Annotated in this window: 18 protein-coding genes; 11 read left to right on the top strand and 7 right to left on the bottom strand. The window is 67.4% G+C overall.

The genetic code is table 11. The annotated features are described in order from the left end of the window. Positions 1-177: 177 nt before the first annotated feature. From glmS to glmU, 3 genes are read right to left on the bottom strand one after another with little or no spacing between them, the layout of a single operon-like run. Positions 178-2,001 carry a glutamine--fructose-6-phosphate transaminase (isomerizing) gene (gene glmS / locus EV283_RS15345; RefSeq protein ID WP_130326767.1) on the bottom strand — a complete coding sequence of 608 codons (1,824 nt, stop codon included), beginning with the start codon at positions 1,999-2,001 and terminating at the stop codon, positions 178-180. Positions 2,002-2,018: 17 nt separating this feature from the next. Next, a complete protein-coding gene (locus tag EV283_RS15340) occupies positions 2,019-2,267 on the bottom strand; it encodes a hypothetical protein (protein WP_130326765.1) in 249 nt (82 codons plus the stop codon). Further along, on the bottom strand, positions 2,264-3,655 hold the full coding sequence (gene glmU, locus EV283_RS15335) for a bifunctional UDP-N-acetylglucosamine diphosphorylase/glucosamine-1-phosphate N-acetyltransferase GlmU (protein WP_130326763.1): 1,392 nt from the start codon (positions 3,653-3,655) through the stop codon (positions 2,264-2,266). The genes EV283_RS15340 and glmU overlap by 4 nt, the downstream gene beginning before the upstream one ends. Before the next feature lie 62 nt (positions 3,656-3,717). Between glmU and EV283_RS15330 the strand changes: the two genes are divergently transcribed. Together EV283_RS15330 and EV283_RS15325 are read left to right on the top strand one after the other, a co-directional pair. Next, on the top strand, positions 3,718-4,386 hold the full coding sequence (locus tag EV283_RS15330) for an HAD-IA family hydrolase (RefSeq protein ID WP_130326761.1): 669 nt from the start codon (positions 3,718-3,720) through the stop codon (positions 4,384-4,386). Further along, positions 4,383-4,742, top strand: coding sequence for a hypothetical protein (locus EV283_RS15325; protein WP_130326759.1), 360 nt, complete (start codon positions 4,383-4,385; stop codon positions 4,740-4,742). The genes EV283_RS15330 and EV283_RS15325 overlap by 4 nt, the downstream gene beginning before the upstream one ends. Positions 4,743-4,752: 10 nt before the next feature. Here the strand turns inward: EV283_RS15325 and EV283_RS15320 are convergent, their stop codons facing one another. The 4 genes from EV283_RS15320 to EV283_RS15305 are packed head-to-tail and all read right to left on the bottom strand — an operon-like array spanning position 4,753 to position 7,334. Then, on the bottom strand, positions 4,753-5,736 hold the full coding sequence (locus tag EV283_RS15320; RefSeq protein WP_242615996.1) for a nucleotidyltransferase family protein: 984 nt from the start codon (positions 5,734-5,736) through the stop codon (positions 4,753-4,755). Continuing rightward, complete coding sequence (locus EV283_RS15315) at positions 5,733-6,593, bottom strand: HprK-related kinase A (protein WP_130326755.1); 861 nt, start codon at positions 6,591-6,593, stop codon at positions 5,733-5,735. The genes EV283_RS15320 and EV283_RS15315 overlap by 4 nt, the downstream gene beginning before the upstream one ends. Beyond that, a complete protein-coding gene (locus tag EV283_RS15310; RefSeq protein ID WP_130326753.1) occupies positions 6,590-6,865 on the bottom strand; it encodes an HPr-rel-A system PqqD family peptide chaperone in 276 nt (91 codons plus the stop codon). Before EV283_RS15310 ends, EV283_RS15315 begins: the two co-directional genes overlap by 4 nt. A 4-nt stretch (positions 6,866-6,869) precedes the next feature. Continuing rightward, positions 6,870-7,334 carry a hypothetical protein gene (locus EV283_RS15305; protein ID WP_234422595.1) on the bottom strand — a complete coding sequence of 155 codons (465 nt, stop codon included), beginning with the start codon at positions 7,332-7,334 and terminating at the stop codon, positions 6,870-6,872. Between the two features lie 189 nt (positions 7,335-7,523). Between EV283_RS15305 and EV283_RS15300 the strand changes: the two genes are divergently transcribed. The 9 genes from EV283_RS15300 to EV283_RS15260 all read left to right on the top strand — a co-directional run bounded on the left by EV283_RS15300 (position 7,524) and on the right by EV283_RS15260 (position 16,460). Next, positions 7,524-8,750, top strand: coding sequence for an ATP-binding protein (locus EV283_RS15300; RefSeq protein WP_130326751.1), 1,227 nt, complete (start codon positions 7,524-7,526; stop codon positions 8,748-8,750). Positions 8,751-8,796: 46 nt separating this feature from the next. Beyond that, on the top strand, positions 8,797-9,855 hold the full coding sequence (locus EV283_RS15295; RefSeq protein ID WP_130326749.1) for a substrate-binding domain-containing protein: 1,059 nt from the start codon (positions 8,797-8,799) through the stop codon (positions 9,853-9,855). Positions 9,856-10,123: 268 nt separating this feature from the next. Next, positions 10,124-11,500, top strand: a complete 1,377-nt coding sequence (pstC, locus tag EV283_RS15290; RefSeq protein ID WP_130326747.1) for a phosphate ABC transporter permease subunit PstC — start codon at positions 10,124-10,126, stop codon at positions 11,498-11,500. Further along, positions 11,493-12,791: a phosphate ABC transporter permease PstA gene (pstA, locus tag EV283_RS15285; protein WP_130326745.1), complete on the top strand. Its 1,299-nt coding sequence runs from the start codon at positions 11,493-11,495 to the stop codon at positions 12,789-12,791. The genes pstC and pstA overlap by 8 nt, the downstream gene beginning before the upstream one ends. Next, positions 12,791-13,570: a phosphate ABC transporter ATP-binding protein PstB gene (gene pstB, locus EV283_RS15280; protein WP_130326743.1), complete on the top strand. Its 780-nt coding sequence runs from the start codon at positions 12,791-12,793 to the stop codon at positions 13,568-13,570. Before pstA ends, pstB begins: the two co-directional genes overlap by 1 nt. 14 nt (positions 13,571-13,584) lie before the next feature. After that, the gene (gene phoU, locus EV283_RS15275; RefSeq protein ID WP_130326741.1) at positions 13,585-14,268 is read left to right on the top strand and encodes a phosphate signaling complex protein PhoU; all 684 of its coding nucleotides are present in this window, start codon (positions 13,585-13,587) and stop codon (positions 14,266-14,268) included. Positions 14,269-14,273: 5 nt separating this feature from the next. After that, a complete protein-coding gene (phoB, locus tag EV283_RS15270; protein WP_130326739.1) occupies positions 14,274-14,966 on the top strand; it encodes a phosphate regulon transcriptional regulator PhoB in 693 nt (230 codons plus the stop codon). A 128-nt stretch (positions 14,967-15,094) separates the two neighbouring features. Further along, positions 15,095-15,448: a hypothetical protein gene (locus tag EV283_RS15265; protein ID WP_130326737.1), complete on the top strand. Its 354-nt coding sequence runs from the start codon at positions 15,095-15,097 to the stop codon at positions 15,446-15,448. Between the two features lie 97 nt (positions 15,449-15,545). After that, complete coding sequence (locus tag EV283_RS15260) at positions 15,546-16,460, top strand: SDR family NAD(P)-dependent oxidoreductase (protein WP_130326735.1); 915 nt, start codon at positions 15,546-15,548, stop codon at positions 16,458-16,460. Positions 16,461-16,473: the final 13 nt, after the last annotated feature.

Below are 16,473 nucleotides of genomic sequence, written 5' to 3'. Positions count from 1 at the left end.
GAGGGGATGCGGGGAAATACTGCACTCGGCTCACGCGTGGTCGCCCGCTCCGCCCTCTTCACCGTCATCCTGACGGAAGTCAGGACCCAGGGTACCAAGCGTCGCCCTCCGTGGCTCTGGATCCTGACTTTCGTCAGAATGACGGAGGCGGATTAGTACGCGGTAGAACCGAGCCCGTTATTCGACGGTAACGCTCTTCGCCAGATTACGCGGCTGATCCACGTCGGTGCCCTTGAGCACCGCGACGTGATATGCCAGCAACTGCACCGGCACCGCATAGACCAGAGGCGCGATCAGCGGATGCACCTTGGGCATCGTGATCGTCGCCATGCAGCCCTCGCCCGCCGCCTGAATCCCGTCATAATCCGAGATCAGCACGACCTTGCCGCCGCGCGCCATGACTTCCTGCATGTTGCTGACGGTCTTGTCGAACAGCGGCCCCGACGGCGCGATGACGATGACGGGGACATGCTCGTCGATCAGCGCGATCGGCCCGTGCTTCATCTCGCCCGCGGCATAGCCCTCGGCGTGGATATAGCTGATTTCCTTGAGCTTCAGCGCACCCTCGAGCGCGAGCGGGTAATCCGTCCCACGCCCCAGATACAGCACGTCGCGCGCGCCGGCAATGTTGTGCGCCATCGCCTCGATCGCCTCGTCATAGGCCAGCGCACCGTTCAGCGCGGCCGGCGCCTCCGCCAGATGCCGGACGATTTCGCGCTCCTGCTCCTTCGTGAGCAAGCCCTTGGCGCGCGCCAGATTGGCGGCAAGTGCGGCCAGCACTGCGAGCTGGCAGGTGAACGCCTTGGTCGAGGCGACGCCGATCTCGGGGCCGGCATGCGTCGGCAGCAGCAGGTCCGCCTCGCGCGCCATCGAGCTGGTCGGCACGTTGACGACGACCGCAATCTTCTGCCCCTCGGCCTTGGCATGGCGCAGCGCCGCCAGCGTGTCCGCGGTCTCGCCCGATTGCGAGATGAACAGCGCGAGGCCGCCGTCTTCCATCACCGGCGCGCGGTAGCGGAATTCGGACGCGACATCGAGGTCAACGGGGACGCGCGCGAACTGCTCGAACCAGTATTTGGCGACCATGCCCGCGTAGAAGCTCGTCCCGCACGCGACGATCGTCACGCGCTTGATGGTCGACAGGTCGAATTCGGGGATCGGCAGCGAAACCTCGCCTTCCATCCGCTTGAGGTACGAGCGCAGCGTCTGCGCGACGACGATCGGCTGCTCGTAGATTTCCTTGAGCATGTAATGCTTGTGGTTACCCTTCGAGATCACCTCGCTGGTGATCCCCGACAGCGTGATCGCGCGCTCGACGGGCGTGTTGTCGCGGTCATAGACCTGCGCGCCGTCGCGAGTCAGCGCGACCCAGTCGCCCTCGTCGAGATAGGCAATACGCTGCGTCAGCGGCGCGAGCGCGAGCGCGTCCGAGCCGAGATACATCTCGCCCTCCCCATGCCCAACCACCAACGGTGAACCAAGCCGCGCGCCGATCAGCAGGTCGGGATGCTGGCGGAACAGGATCGCTAGCGCGAACGCACCATGCAGCCGCGGCAGGATCTCGCGGACGGCGGACACCGGGTCCATCCCCGCCTCGACCTTCTCGCTGACCAGATGCGCGACGACCTCGGTATCGGTCTCGCTGGTGAAGGTGCGGCCGCGCGCGGTCAGTTCGTCGCGTAGCGGCTTGAAGTTCTCGATGATCCCGTTGTGGACGACCGCGACTTCGCCGGTCGCGTGCGGATGCGCGTTGTTCGTGGTCGGCCCGCCATGCGTCGCCCATCGCGTGTGCGCGATGCCGGTCTTGCCCGGCAACGGGTGCGCGGCGAGTTCGTTCGCCAGGTTGACGAGCTTGCCCGATGCGCGCCGCCGTTCGATCGCGCCGTCGAAATCGGTTGCGATTCCCGCCGAATCATAGCCGCGATATTCGAGCCGCTTCAGCCCGTCGAGCAACCGCTCGGCGACGTCGGTCGTGCTGAGAATGCCTACGATACCACACATAACTTCTGTCCGTTCGTTCAGTCGACCGAGCGGAGCTGCTCGCCCCGCTCGATGACGACATGGGTCTGGTAATAATATTTGCCTGTCGGGCAACCGCCGGTGAGGGAATCGATCCGCGCGCGGCGCGCCTCGTCGTCGACCCGGATCGTGCGTCCCTGCGACGCGGTGTCCGAATTGAGATACAGGCGCGAGCCTTGCCGGCCCGGCGCGCATCCCGCCAGCGCCGGCACGCCAAGTAGCGCAGGTGTCAGCGCGGCGGCCTTCATCCGCGCTTCTTCGCCAGCATCAAATCGCGAAAGCTCTTGGCCCAGCCCGGCTTGGCGACCTGCGGCGGGCGGACGAGCGCGAGTGCGTCGGCCTCGACGTCGCAGGTCACCACCGATCCCGCCGCGACGATCGCACCCGCGCCGATCGTCACTGGCGCGACGAGTGCGGAGTTCGATCCGATGAACGCGCCCGCGCCCACGACCGTCCGGTATTTGAAATAGCCGTCGTAATTGCAGGTGATCGTTCCCGCGCCGATGTTCGCGCCCGCGCCGATTTCGGCATCGCCGATATAGGTGAGGTGGCTGACCTTCGCGCCGTCGCCGATGATCGCCTTCTTCACCTCGACGAAGTTGCCGACCTTGGCGTCCGTGCCCAGCTCGGCGCCGGGCCGCAGCCGCGCGAACGGACCCACGCTGGCGCCCTTGCCAACGGTCGCGCCCTCGACATGGCTGAACGCGTGGATCGTCGCGCCGTCATCGACCCGCGCGCCGGGGCCGAAGACGACGTTAGGCTCGATCACGACGTCACGGCCGATCACGGTGTCATGCGCGAACCAGACGGTATCGGGCGCGATCAGCGTCGCGCCGTCGGCCATCGCCTGCGCGCGCCGCATCGCCTGCCACGCGCCCTCAACCCCGGCGAGTTCGCCGCGACTGTTGACGCCGGCCACCTCGTCCGCGCCGGTTTCAATGACCGCGGACGCGCGGCCATCCGCTCCCGCCAGCCCGACGATATCGGTCAGGTAATATTCGCCCGCCGCATTGTCGTTACCGAGCCTGTCGAGCAATGCGAACAGGTCGCTCGACCGCACCGCCATCAGTCCGGAATTGCACAGGGTCGCTGCCCGCTCCGCCGCCGACGCGTCCTTATATTCCACGATCCGGTCCATCCGGCCCTCGGCGTCCGCGATAACGCGACCATAGGCGCCGGGATCGGCGGGACGGAAGCCGAGCACCACGACGGCCGGCGTGTAGTCGCCGTGCAGCCGGTCGATCATCCGCTGCATCGTCGCGGCGGTGACCAGCGGCACGTCGCCGTAGAGGATCAGCACGTCGCCTTCGAACCCAGCCAGCGTTGCGCGCGCCTGCGCGACCGCATGGCCGGTGCCGAGCTGCTCGACCTGGAGCGCGGTAGCGATGCCGAGCGGCGCGACCGCAGCCTCGACCTGCTCGCGCCCCGCGCCCGTCACGACGACCGTCTTGGCCGGATGCAACGCGCCTGCGCTCGCCGCCAGGTGCAGCAGCATCGGCCGCCCCGCGATGGGATGAAGCACCTTGTGCAGGTCCGACTTCATCCGCGTCCCCTTGCCCGCGGCAAGGATGACGACAGCGACGGGGGCCGCATTGGGGTGGATCGGAATCGGCTGGTCGTTGGAATGCGTCGTCATGGAAGGATCGCTGCCACGAAAGCCTTGCCAATTCCATAGTGTCGCTGGCAGGTCCGCGCGCAATGACGCAATTTTTATTTAATATCGTAGGCTTCGACCTCGACGGCACCTTGCTGGACACCAGCGGCGACCTTGCGGCGGCGGTCAACCACGCGCTGACATCGGTCGATCGTCCTGCGCTCAGTGTCGAACAGGTCAAGCCGATGATCGGCGGTGGCGCGCGCCACATGCTCAAGCAGGGCCTGACCGCGACCGGCGGCTATGACGAGGCGATGCTCGATACGCTCCACGCCAGGTTGCTCGCCTATTACGAAGCCAATATCTGCGTGCTGACCCGGCCCTATCCCGGCGTGGTCGACGCGCTCAACGCGCTCGCGGCAAAGGGCGTCACGCTCGGCATCGTCACCAACAAGATCGAACGCTTCGCGCGGACGGTGCTCGGCGAGCTTGGCCTGATCGATCGCTTCGCCTGCATTCTCGGCGGCGACACGATGTCGGAATCGAAGCCTTCGCCGATGCCGATCCACGAAATGGTCCGGCAATGCGGCGGCGGCCGCGCCGCGTTCGTCGGCGATTCGATCTTCGACATCCAGGCGGGGCAAGCCGCGGGACTGCCGACGGTCGCGTGCAGCTACGGCTTCCTGATGCAGCCCGTCGAAGACCTCGGCGCGGACGCGGTGATCGACGGGTTCGACACGCTGATCCCGACGCTCGAGAAGCTCGGCGCATGAACCGCACGCTGCTCCTGCGCCTTGTACTAGTTGCCGCGCTCGTGTTCGCGGTAACGATGGCGCTGCTGCCAAAGCCGCCGCATGTGCCGATCGATCAGTTCGGCGACAAGTTCGAGCATATGCTCGCCTTCGCGACGATCGCGTTGCTCGCGGCCTTCTCCTATCCGACCGCGCGGCTGTTCCGGATCGGCGAGCGATTGTCGTTCCTCGGCGCGCTGATCGAGGTGCTGCAATCGATCCCATCGCTCCACCGCGACTGCGACATCCACGACTGGATCGCCGACACGCTGGCGATCACCGTGGTGCTGCTGATCGTGTGGGCGGTCCGACGCCAGCGTGGTGCGCGGCTGCCTTAGGCCTCGTGCTCTAACCCTTGCGGAACTTGGTCCAGAGATGCCGCGCGAGCATCGCTGGCGGCATCCGCAGCCAGTGCGAGCGGATATAGAAGGCCAGACGGGTAACCGGCCGGGTCGGCCTGCCCCAGCCATCGCGCGCGGTGACACGTCGAACGTAGAGCCGGTCTACCCCCGCCCCCGTCGCCTCGCCAGCCCCGAACAGCGCATCGACGATCCGCAGCGACCGCGCTACCTGTGCGGACAGGCCGTGCCGCTCCGCATCCGCGGCGAGCCCATCGGTCCCGAACTCCTCGACCAGACAGCGTATGTCCCACAGATTGCGCAGGCCCCCCGCCAAGTCGCCATCCGCGAAAAGATGCGCCGCCGCATGGATCAGCATCCCGTTCGGCGACAGCGTCCGCAGCCCGTTCTCCGGCGTCACGCTATCGTCGATCAGCGCCACCGGATCGGGCGTGATCCGCGCGGTCAGCGGCAGGATCGTGTGATGGACGTCGATCATCCGGTCGCGCTCGCGGTGGATCAGCGGCGGCAGTTCGTGCATCCAGCGTCGATAATAGGCGTCGTCATACGGGTCGGGTTTCACCCATTCCCACCCCGCCGCCAGCAACGCCGCCTCGACCGTGTCGATCGACTCGCGCGGCACCAGAATGTCGAGATCGCCGATTGAGCGCCCCTGCCCCGCCGACAGTCCCGCCGCGACGAACGCGGTGCCCTTCAGAAGCACGACGGGGCAGTCGACCGCGGCCAGCGCGCGCCGCGCCATCTCGGCCTCCCACAGCGCCGCGCGGCGCCCATGCTCAGCGGCCGCGCGGGCGTCGTCGAGGATCGCCTTCACCGCCGCCGGCATCGCCAATCCGTCGACCCGCATCGCCAGCGTGCCGATCAGCTGCTCCGCACGCGCCATCGCCAGCAACGCGGTCCAGCCCTCCGCATCGAGCCCGGCGACGCTCCCAGGATCGGCCAGCGCGCGCGCCAGTACCCGAGCGTCGTTCACAACGCGGACCATAAGGCTTCGACCTGCGCGATCGCGCTCGCCCCGTCCGGATAATCGATCGCGACCGACGGAACCTGCGCGATCAGCCCGGTCAGCCCGCGGAACCCCGCCTCGCCGAGCGCGACGTAATTGGTCGAGGCCTGCGTCATCCGCACGAATGCCTCGGCCGGCGGCACCGGTCGGGTTTCGGCCGCAAAACCATAGCGCGGAAACACCAGCAATGCGGGCGTGGCGGGCGTGTCCATCGCCGCGATCGCCCGCGTGTCGGGCACCATGTGGCGGATATCGCCCTTCGGCGTCGCGCGCATCAGCCGCCCCATCCGCGCCGCGGGCCACGCCGCCTCGGCCGCCGCAATCCCCTCGTTCTTCAGGCTGATCAGCCGAGGAAAGGCATGAACCAGCCCGGTCGCCGGGTTGAGCAGCGCGAACTCGTCCCCCATGAACCGCCAGCCCTTGGCCGCGAGCAGCGTCGCCAGCGTCGACTTCCCCGCCCCCGATATGCCCGTCATCAGCACCGCACGGCCATCGCGCTCGACCGCCGACGCATGCAGCAGCAGATAGCGCCGTGCGCCCAGCGCCATCTGTAGATTCATCGCCATTTCGGCGGCCAGCAGCCCCTGGCTGAGCGGCAGCGGCGCGGCTTCGGGGAGCATGTAGTCGCCGCCAATCTCGACCGAGGGCCGAACGAACCGCCGCCACGGCCGCCGCGCGAACAGCCGGACGGTAAAGTCAGCGACGCCGTCGCGCGGGCCGGGATAGTCGCGGTACAGCGTCTCGAGCGTGGCGATCGGCGCGCGCCAGTCCGAGCCGATGCGAAAGCCGATCGGGCCGATGCGGACGGAGAAGGCATGCCTCATAGCCGCGCGACGAGCCCGGCCTCGATCAGCTCGTCGAGCCGCGCGGCCAACGCCTCGCGCGTGCCATCGGCCAGATCATAGTCCCGCTCGAGCCGGTCGAGCAGCGCGCCGAGCGAGAGCGAGCCCTCCTGCAGGATCGCCAGGATCTGCGGCGCGGGCTCTGTCAGCAGATGCGTTATGCCCGATGCCCGGTGATAGACCGCGGTGAACGCGTCGAGCGGCGTGATCAGCAGCCCGTCCTCGGGCGGACCGCGGTAAAGCGCATCGGGCACGGCGTCAGCCGCGCGGCATCTGCAACGATGCGAAGCAGGTGAAGCCGCCCTGACCACGCTGCAACCGGCGGATATAATTGACGTATGCTCGGCTGCGCTGCGAATCGGTGCCGGGCAACGTGCTGCCATTGGCCATCGCGCGCTTCACCTCTTCGCCCTTGAACGCGCGCGGCGATGGCGGGAAGGCGCCTTTCGTCCGTGCGGGCACGGTCTTGCCATCCGGATCGATATAGCTGCCCGCGCGGCTCGGATCGGGAACCGGGATCTCGCAGTTGAGCACCGACCCGACGGTCTGCGCCAGCGCCGGGCGGATCGACACGACCGCCCCCGCCGTCACCGCGCCAAGCGCCAGCACCCGGCGACGCGTCGGCGTGCCGGCCGAGTCACCCGTGGCTGGGCCAGCGGCCGAGCCAGTATCTGGGCCAGCTTCGGGAATCGGGTCCTGATCGGATCGCGTATCGTCGCTCATGCTACCCCTGCTAGACGACAGCCCTTTCACAATCCTGAAGCGCTGACAATATGGCCCCGCCGATCGTGCCGAAGCAGGACGGTCGTGGTGAGCGGTGGCGGTGCGCAGCGACACGACGGGGAATATCGGATTGCGTCCGATGCCTGTAAGGCGGCCGGGTGGACGCCATTTCCGTCCCAGGAGACCGAGATGCTTTCCGGATTTGGCCTGCGCACCTTCTGGGCGATTGTCGTCGTCATCGTCGCCGCGATCGCGGTGTTCGCGATCACGCACGACATCCAAGGCGCGATCGTAGCGGTCGTCGGCGGGATCGCCGCAGCGCTGGTCGCGGCCGGCACCGGCGACGAGACCGCGACGCCCGACGAATCCACCGCGATGACTCCGTCGGTGCTCGACGACGTGCTCGATGCGATCGTCGCGCCGGTGATGCTGGTGCAGGACGGCCGCGTGGTGCTCGCCAATCGCGCCGCCCGGACGTTGCTCGGCACGCATATCCTCGGCGAGGACGCGCGAGTCGCGATCCGCCACCCCGCCGCCGCCGAGCGGCTGGGGACGCCAGGGCCGATCGACGGCGAGCGTCCGATCGAACTCGTCGGCCTGGGCACGCGCGACCAGCGATGGGAGATGCTGCTCAGCGAGACGTCGGAGGGGCAGCGCATCGTCTATCTCGTCGACCAGACCGGCAACTATGCCGCCGAGCGGATGCGGATCGATTTCGTCGCCAATGCCAGCCACGAACTGCGCACGCCGCTCGCCTCGATCCTCGGCTTCATCGAGACACTGCGCGACGAGGCGGGCGAGGATGCCGAGGTCCGTGCGCGCTTCCTCAAGGTGATGGACGACGAGGCGCGGCGGATGCAGCGGCTCGTCGAGGATCTGATCTCGCTGAGCCGGATCGAGGCGGAGAAATTCCGCCTGCCCGACCAAGCGGTCGATCTCGCGCAGCTCGTCGAGGACACGCGCGAGGAACTGGCCGATGCGGCGGGCGATCGCGGGCAGGATCTGGTCGCGACGATCGCCCCGAACCTGGCCCCGGTGTCGGGCGACCGGGTCCAGCTGTCGCAGATGCTCCACAACCTGATCGGCAACGCGATGAAATATGGCCGCGCGGGCACGCCGGTGACGATCGCGTTGAAGCGCGACGATGCCGGCATGATCCGCCTGTCGATTCGCGACGAGGGCGACGGGATCGCCGCGGTGCACATCCCCCGGCTGACCGAGCGTTTCTATCGTGCCGATGCCGGTCGCAGCCGGTCTCTCGGCGGCACCGGACTGGGTCTCGCGATCGTCAAGCACATCGTCGAGCGGCATCGCGGGCGGCTCGATATCGTCAGCCAGGTCGGCGTCGGCACCACCGTTTCGGTCATCCTGCCGCCGAGCAGCGCGATGCCCAAAGGCGCTGTCATAAAAGGGTAACCCAACTGTCACACAGGAGCGTCTTTAGTACCGCTAAGGCCGGTGCATGACGGGGATTCTGGTGCAGCGGTTTGTTCTTCTCGGCCTGGTTGGGGCCCTTGCCGCGTGCGTCGATCAGGCGAATGGCGGCGGTGCGGGCTCGCGCGACCAGATCACCGCGGTCGGATCGTCGACCGTCTATCCGTTCACGACGATGATCGCCGAACAGCTCGTCGCCAACGATCCCGATGCCAAGGCGCCGGTGATCGAATCGACCGGCACCGGCGCGGGAATGAAGCTGTTCTGCGCCGGGATCGGCGCCGCGCATCCCGATATCGAGGACGCCTCGCGCCGGATGAAGGCAAGCGAATATAAGAGCTGCGCTACCAACGGCGTGCAGGACGTCATGGAAATCCAGGTCGGGATCGACGGCATCGCGTTTGCCGAGGCGAAGAACGGCCCGAAGATGCAGCTGACGCCGACCGATCTCTACAAGGCGCTCGCCGCCAGTCCCAGCGGCAAGCCCAACACCGCGCGCGTTTGGCGCGACGTCAACCCGGCGCTGCCCGCGGTGCCGATCCAGATCTACGGGCCACCTGCGACCAGCGGGACGCGCGATGCGCTCGCCGAGCTGATCCTGACCAAGGGGTGCGAGGCGAGCGATCCGACCGCGCTGCCGCTCGCCAAGTCCGATCCGGAGGCGCACAAGGCGCTGTGCACGCGCGTCCGCGAGGACGGCGTGTATGTCGATGCGGGCGAGAACGACAATCTGATCGTCCAGAAACTCCAGTCGAACCCCAATGCGATCGGCGTGTTCGGCTACAGCTATCTCGAAGAGAACAAGGACGACGTGAACGGCGTGTCGATCTCGGGGGTCGCGCCGACCTATGCGACGATCGCGGACAATGCGTATCCGGGGTCCCGGCCATTGTATATCTACGTGAAGAAGGCGCATCTGACCGCGATTCCAGGCTTGCGCAATCTGCTGAAGCTGTACGCGGCGAACTGGGGGATGACCGGACCGCTGGTTAAGCGCGGGCTGATCGCGGCACCGCCCGCGATCCAGGCGCGCTCGGCTGCGATCATCGCGAACGAGACGGTGCTCGATCCGGCGGTGTTGAAGTGATGCGGTCCCCCGCCCCTTTCTTCTTTCTGGTTCCCCCGCGAAAGCGGGGGCCCAAGCGCCACGTGAGCAATCCGAACTTAGCTGGGCCCCCGCGTCCGCGGGGGAACGGAAATGGGATAAAGACCTCGCACACCAAAACCACCACCCCGGCGCAGGCCGGGGCCCAATTGGGCAACCTTCCCTTGGCTCACCCTGCGCGCGCTTATTTCGGCCTTCCCATTTGGGCCCCGGCCTTCGCCGGGGTGGATGACACGGTGGGCAACGCCTGATGTCGGCCATCGCGCTCATCTTTCTCGTCCTTGGTCTCGGCCTGATCGGCTGGCTCACCGCGCGCGTCCGCGCCACGCGCTTTCGTGCCGGCAGCACCGCACGGTTCAGTTCGCTGCCTTCGCACCACGGCTGGTACGTCGCGCTGTGGACCGCGATCCCGCCGCTCGTCTTCCTCGTGATCTGGTCGATGACTGCGCCCGCGCTCGTCACCGATGCGGTGCTCGCCACCCCCGCCGCGATGCAGCTCCCCGCGCCGGGCTTCGATCGCGCGTCGATCCTGTCGGAGGCGCGCAGTCTCGCTGAGGGCCGCAGCTTCGGTGCGTTCCACGGGCTCGCGCAAACGCTGGCCCCCGCCTATGCCGCCGCGCAGACGCGCTACGACTGGATCGCGACCGCGCTCGCGCTGCTGCTCGCCTTCGCCGGCGGTGCGTTCGCGTTCACCCGCGTCCGGCCCGGCTTCGGCGCGCGCACGCAGGTCGAGCGCGTCGTCATGCTGCTGCTGCTCGGCGCGTCGCTGATCGCGATCCTGACGACGGTCGGCATCGTCGCCTCGCTGCTGTACGAATCCGCACGGTTCTTCTCGGTCGTGCCGATCACCGATTTCCTGTTCGGCACGCACTGGAGCCCGCAGGTGATCGACGCGCGCGATCCGGGCGCGTCGCTCGGCGCGGTGCCGCTGTTCTGGGGGACGTTCTTCATCGGCGCGGTGATCGCGATGATCGTCGCCATTCCGTTCGGCCTGATGAGCGCGATCTACCTCACCCAATATGCCGCGCCGACCACGCGCAAGTGGATGAAACCGATCCTTGAGATGCTCGCGGGCGTGCCGACCGTCGTCTACGGCTATTTCGCCGCGCTCACCGTCGCCCCCGCGGTGCGCGATGTCGCGGTGTCGATCGGGATCAGCTGGGCCTCGTCCGAGAGCGCGCTCGCCGCTGGGCTCGTGATGGGCATCATGATCATCCCGTTCGTGTCGTCGATGGCGGATGATTCGATCGCCGCGGTCCCCTCGTCGATGCGCGATGGCAGCCTGGCGATGGGCGCGACGCAGTCCGAGACGATCCGCCGTGTGTTGCTGCCCGCCGCGCTGCCCGGCGTCGTCGGCGGCGTGCTGCTCGCCGTATCGCGCGCGATCGGCGAGACGATGATCGTCGTCATGGCCGCGAGCGGAGTCGCCACACTCACGCTCAACCCGTTCGCCAGCACCACCACCGTCACTAAGCAGATCGTCGACCTGCTGACCGGCGAGGCGGAGTTCGACAGCCCCAAGACGCTCGCCGCGTTTGCGCTGGGCCTGACGCTGTTCGTCGTCACGCTCCTTCTCAACATCGTCGCGCTGCGCGTCGTGAAACGGTACCGCGAAGCCTATGAGTGACACGCTCGTGCCCCAGAGTCCTACGACGAACGCCGAGCCGGTGCGCCGCGTGCCGACCGACTGGACGACGCAGGCGATGCAGTCGCGGATCCGCCGCCGCTATGCGTCGGAGCGCCGCTTCCGCTTCGCCGGGCTCGCCGCCGTGTGGTTGTCCGCCGCGTTCCTCGCCTATCTGCTGTTCTCGATGGTGAGCCAGGGCGCGAGCGGTTTCGTCGCGACGCGCGTGTCGCTCCCGGTCGATCTCGCCGCCGCCAAGCTGCCAATCGAGCCCGCCCGCCTCGTCGGGCGCGGTGCCGACCTCGCGCTGGCGGGCGCCGGGCTCGAGGGCACCGTCGACCTCGCCGCCACCAAGGCGTTCGGCAAGGACGGCACCGATCTTCTCTCCGACGGCGCCTGGGCGGTGGTCCGCGACGCGATCAAGGCCGATCCGTCGCTGCTCCAGCGCAAGACGGTGTTCGACGTCCCCGTCTCCAGCCCGATCGACGTCGCCGCCAAGGGCAACGGCACGCGCGATGCAGAGGCCGTCGTCGCGCGGTTGAAAGCCAAGGGCGTGCTGACGCGCGGCTTCAACGCGGGCTTCCTGACCGCGGCGGACTCGACCGATGCCACGCGCGTGGGCATCTGGGGCGCGTTCAAGGGATCGCTGCTGACGATGGTCGTCACGCTGCTGCTCGCCTTCCCGATCGGCGTGCTGTCAGCGCTGTATCTCGAGGAATATGCGCCCAAGAACCGCTGGACCGACCTGATCGAGGTGTCGATCAACAACCTCGCCGCGGTCCCCTCGATCATCTTCGGGCTGCTCGGCCTCGCGGTGTTCCTCGGCACGTTCGGGATGCCGCGCTCGGCGCCGATCGTCGGGGGGCTGACGCTCGCGCTGATGACGATGCCGGTGATCGTCATCGCCGGCCGCAACGCGATCAAGAGCGTGCCACCGTCGATCCGCGACGCCGCGCTCGGCATCGGCGCATCGCCCGTCCAGGTCGTGTTCCACCACGTCCTGCCGCTCGCGCTGCCCGGCATCCTCACGGGGACGATCATCGGCATGGCGCGCGCGCTGGGCGAGACCGCGCCGTTGCTGATGATCGGCATGCGCGCGTTCATCGCAGCCCCGCCGTCGGGCCTCAAGGACCCCGCGACCGTGCTGCCCGTCCAGATCTTCCTGTGGTCCGATCAGGTCAGCCGCGGCTTCGTCGAGAAGACGTCCGCAGCGATCATCGTCCTGCTCGTCTTCCTGCTCGCGATGAACGGCGTCGCGATCTACCTCCGCAACCGATTCGAGACCCGCTGGTGATGCCAAAACCTTATAAAGCCCCCGTCCTGAAGATGACGGCGCGCAACGTCTCCGTCGCGTACGGCAGCAAGATCGCGATCAACGACGTGTCGATCGATGTCGACCAGGACGAGGTCGTCGCGTTCATCGGCCCGTCGGGCTGCGGCAAGTCGACCTTCCTGCGCACCTTGAACCGCATGAACGACACGGTCGCCAGCGCGCGCGTTACCGGCGAGATCAAGCTCGACGGCCAGGACATCTATTCGCCCGACATGGATGTGGTGCAGCTGCGCGCGCGCGTCGGCATGGTGTTCCAGAAGCCGAACCCCTTCCCCAAATCGATATACGAGAACGTCGCCTACGGCCCGCGCATCCACGGGCTGGCGGGCGCGAAGGCGGATCTCGATCGGATGGTCGAGAAGTCGCTGCGCCGCGCAGGCCTTTGGGACGAGGTCAAGGACCGGCTCAGCGACAGCGGCACCGCGCTGTCGGGCGGCCAGCAGCAGCGGTTGTGCATCGCCCGCGCTATCGCGGTCGACCCCGAGGTCATCCTGATGGACGAACCGTGCAGCGCGCTCGACCCGATCGCGACCGCCAAGATCGAGGAACTCATCCACGAACTGCGCGGCCGCTACGCGATGGTGATCGTCACGCACAACATGCAGCAGGCCGCGCGCGTCAGCCAGAAGACCGCGTTCTTCCACCTCGGCACGCTCGTCGAATACGGCAACACCTCCGACATCTTCACCAATCCCCGCGAAGAGCGGACCAAGGATTACATCACCGGCCGCTACGGCTGAGTGGAGGACCACGCATGAACACGCATACGGTCAAGGCCTTCGACAACGATATCGGCGAACTGCGCGGGTTGATCTCGCAGATGGGCGGGCTCGCCGAGGACGCGATCGACAAGGCGATGCAGGCGCTACAACGCAACGACCTCGCGCTCGCCGAACAGGTGCGCGTCGCCGACAAGCAGATCGACGCAATCGAAGCGGAGGTCGAGCGGCTCGCGGTCCGGATCATCGCGCTGCGCGCGCCGATGGCGGTCGACCTCCGCGAAGTTGTCGCCGCGCTGAAGATCGCGGGCGTCGTCGAGCGGATCGGCGACTACGCCAAGAACATCGCCAAGCGCGTGCCGATGATCGATGGCGAGCACCGGATCGAGCCGATCTCGATCCTGCCCGCGATGGGCCGGATGGCTAGCGAGATGGTCCACGACGTGCTCGACGCGTTCGCCAAGCGTGATTCCGCGGAAGCAGTACGCGTCGTTGAAAGCGACGCCGCGCTCGACGATTTCTACGACAGCATCTTCCGGACGCTGGTCACCTACATGGTCGAGAATCCGAAGACGATCAGTCAGGTCGCGCATCTGCTGTTCGTCGCCAAGAATCTCGAGCGGATCGGCGATCATGCCACCAACGTCGCCGAGATGGTCTATTTCGCCGCCACCGGCACGCAGATGACCGACCGCGACCGCGGCGGTCTGCAGGAGTAATCGACATGGCCCGTGCAAAGATGCTGCTCGTCGAGGACGACGCCGCGCTCGCCGAACTGCTGGTCTGGCATTTCAAGCGTGAGGATTTCGAGATCGCGCACACTCCTGATGGCGAGGAAGCGTTGCTGCTCGCCAAGGAGAAGGTGCCCGACATCGTCCTGCTCGACTGGATGGTCGAGGGGCTGTCGGGGATCGAGGTGTGCCGCCGCCTGCGCCGCGCACCCGAGACGCAGAACGTGCCGATCATCATGCTCACCGCGCGGGGTGAGGAAGAAGACCGCGTCCGTGGCTTGGAAACCGGCGCCGACGATTACGTCACCAAGCCCTTCTCCCCGCGCGAACTCGTTGCGCGCGTCGGCGCGGTCCTGCGCCGCGTCCGGCCTGCGCTCGCCGGCGAGGCACTCAGCTATGCGGACATCGAGATGGACACGGTCGGCCACAAGGTTCGCCGCTCGGGCGAAGTCGTCTCGCTCGGGCCGACCGAATTTCGGCTGCTCAAGCATTTCCTGGAGCATCCCGGCTGGGTGTTCTCGCGCGAGCGGCTGCTCGATGCGGTGTGGGGCCACGACAGCGACATCGAGAGCCGTACCGTCGACGTCCACATCCGCCGGCTGCGCAAGGCGATCAACATCGGCGAGCGTCCCGACATCATCCGCACCGTCCGTTCGGCGGGCTATTCGCTCGATACGGGGGGCTGACGACTCTGTCCCGATACGGGTCTGGCGGCGGGGCGAATGGAATCGGATGCGAAACGAAGGACCCAAGCGCGACTTAGTGCGTTCAGACGTCGCGCTACCAAAATGGTGCACCCATTTAGGAGATTCTCATGAAGTCCATCCTTCTCGCCGCTGCCGCTCTTCTCGCGTCGCCCGTGATCGCCCAGACGACGCCGCCGGCAGACCCCGCCGCGCAGACCGCGCCGGCCGATCCCGCGATGCAGACGGCACCGGCGGACCAGGCCGCTCCCGCGGATCCCGCAGCACCCGCCGATCCGGCGATGGCCGCACCGGCAGATCCGGCAGCAGCCCCCGCCGCGCCGATGGCAGCCGCACCGATGGCAGGCGCAGGGCGCGTTACCTTCGGTCAGCCGACCGTGACGCCGCCGACGCCGGCCCCCGCCGAGTATCCGGTGTGCTCGAAGACGGTCAAGGACGGCTGCCGTAACCGCGGCGGCAAGTAACTGACATCCATGCAGGCGGCGGACCATCCGCCGCTTGCACGGCCAGCTTTACGTTCTAGGAAAGGCGCTCCAACGATAAGAGAGGAGCGCCTTTTCCATGTCCGGAAACTTTGGGTCCATTCGCTTTGACGACAAGGTGGCGATCGTCACCGGCGCTGGCGGCGGTCTCGGTCGCGAATATGCGCTCGAACTCGCCCGTCGTGGCGCGAAGGTGGTCGTCAACGATCTCGGCGGCTCGCGCGACGGCACCGGCCATTCCGACGCCGCGCTGAAGGTCGTCGAGGAAATCGAGGCCGCCGGCGGCACCGCGATGTCGAACGGCGGCAGCGTCACCGATTATGACCAGATGGTCGAAATGGTCGCAAAAGCCGCCGAGGCCTGGGGCGGCATCCACATCCTCATCAACAATGCCGGCGTCCTGCGCGACAAGAGCTTTGCCAAGATGGAGCCCGCGGACTTCAAGTTCGTCGTCGACGTCCATCTCAATGGCTCGGCCAACGCCACCAAGGCGGTGTGGGACATGATGCGCGCGCAGAATTACGGCCGCATCCTGATGACCGCGTCCTCGACCGGTCTCTACGGCAATTTCGGCCAGGCGAATTACGGCGCCGCCAAGCTCGGTCTGGCAGGGCTGACCAAGACGCTCGCGATCGAGGGCGCGAAAAACAACATCCGGGTCAACACGATCGCCCCGACCGCGGGCACGCGCATGACGCAGGACATCTTCCCCGAAGAGGCGTTCAAGGCCTTCTGCCCCGACAAGGTCGCGCCCGCGGCGGTGTTCCTCGTCTCGGAGGACGCGCCCACCAACATGATCGTCGGCGCAGGCGCGGGCGTGTTCCAGGCAGCCTATGTGACGCTGACGCAGGGCGCGCTGCTGACGGGCGACGATCTGTCGGCGGAAGGCGTCGCGGCGCATTGGGACTCGATCATCGACCGCGCGGGTGAGATCGTCCCGCAATCGGGGTCGGAACAGTCGATGACCATCCTGACCAAGCTCCAGGGCCGGTAACCGACTCGGCCAT

Source organism: Sphingomonas sp. BK036, assembly GCF_004216825.1.
Taxonomy (GTDB): Bacteria; Pseudomonadota; Alphaproteobacteria; order Sphingomonadales; family Sphingomonadaceae; genus Sphingomonas.
Note: the sequence above shows the minus strand (reverse complement) of the source record. Positions and strands in the feature narration are given on the sequence as shown.